This window comes from Pseudomonas sp. MPR-R2A5 (genome assembly GCF_058793055.1).
Genome location: NZ_JBXAFK010000110.1, coordinates 1 through 1,419, shown reverse-complemented (window position 1 = coordinate 1,419; position 1,419 = coordinate 1). Strand labels below are relative to the sequence as shown.

Here is a 1,419-nt window from a genome sequence, read left to right as displayed (position 1 = left end):
GGCTCTTCGCATTTAAGGGTGTAGAAAAAATCTGACCGGCTGGAAAAGGAGTCGAGGATCTTAGAAAATGTAAGCTCTCACACCAACAAAAACTAAGCCCCCGACGTGAACAATCTTACCTTTTCTAGCCCTGATCTTTCCAGCTTTTGCCAACTGAATAACCTCGGCCTGACTGCCACTGGACAACATCTTTGTGCAGAGCGCGCCGTCATCGAATGTCGTTTAACCAAAGCACCCGAGCCATGCCCCAAGTGCGGGGCTGCTGGTGTTTCACGCGGTACTGTCGATAGGCATCTTGCTCACACACCTTACGGACAACGACCAACCAGATTGCTGCTGCGTATCCGTCGCTGGCGTTGTGCTTGCGGCTGTTTCTGGCATGAAGATACAAACAGTGCAGCACCTCCACGTTCAAAGCTTTCATATGGGGCGATACGCTGGGCATTAGCTGCCATCGTGCTGGATCATCTGTCGGTATCTCGTGTTGCGAGCCAGCTTGATGTTGCATGGCACACCGCTAATAATGCCATTATCAACGAAGGACGGCGCCTGCTTTTTAATGACTCGACACGTTTTGACGGTGTGACCGTGCTGGGCGTGGATGAGCATGTTTGGCGACATACACGCTGTGGTGACAAGTACGTCACCATCGTGGTTGACCTTACGCCCGTGCGTAACAAAAACGGGCCGGCCCGCTTGCTCGATGTGCTGGAAGGCCGCTCCAAACAAGCCTTTAAGCAATGGCTACAGAGTCGCCCCAAATCGTGGCGTGACCAGATCGAAAGCATTGCCATGGACGGTTTTACGGGGTTTAAATCTGCAGCGCAAGAAGCCCTGCCTCAAGCCCAAACCGTGCTGGATCCTTTCCATGTCGTGCGCTGGGCAAGCAACATGCTGGATGAATGCCGCCGGCGTGTGCAACACGACATCCTGGGCCGCAGAGGGCGTAAAAATGACCCGCTCTACAAAAGCCGTCGAACGCTACTGACTCGGATCAGCTACCTGTCTGACGCCAACAAAAAGCAACTGTTCCAGCTGTTTGCAGATGAGCACCACCTCGAAGTGGATTGCACCTGGAGCATGTACCAACGGGTGGTCAGCGCCTACAACGAGCCGGATCGAAAACGTGGTAAAAAACTCATGGAAGAGGTCATAAATATCATTACAGCCAGCGACTTGCCCAAAGCGCTCATCGAGGTGAAAGGCTTGGGGGAAACGCTGAAAAAATACGCTGAGAGCATCCTTGCCTACTTCGACCGGCCAGGAACCAGCAACGGTCCAACAGAAGCTATCAACGGGCGACTTGAGCACTTACGAGGTACCGCCTTGGGCTTTAGAAATTTAACCAATTACATAGCCAGGTGCTTGCTGAAGTCAGGAGGGTTTAGAAATCAGCTACACCCTTAAATGCGAAGAGCC

At 52.6% G+C, this 1,419-nt stretch carries 1 protein-coding gene; it reads left to right on the top strand.

Going from position 1 to position 1,419, the window contains the following annotated elements; all coding sequences use genetic code 11:
- Nucleotides 1-105 precede the first annotated feature (105 nt).
- A complete protein-coding gene (locus AC1Q6I_RS34735) occupies nucleotides 106-1,407 on the top strand; it encodes an ISL3-like element IS1411 family transposase (protein WP_011920678.1) in 1,302 nt (433 codons plus the stop codon).
- The last annotated feature ends 12 nt before the right edge of the window (nucleotides 1,408-1,419 follow it).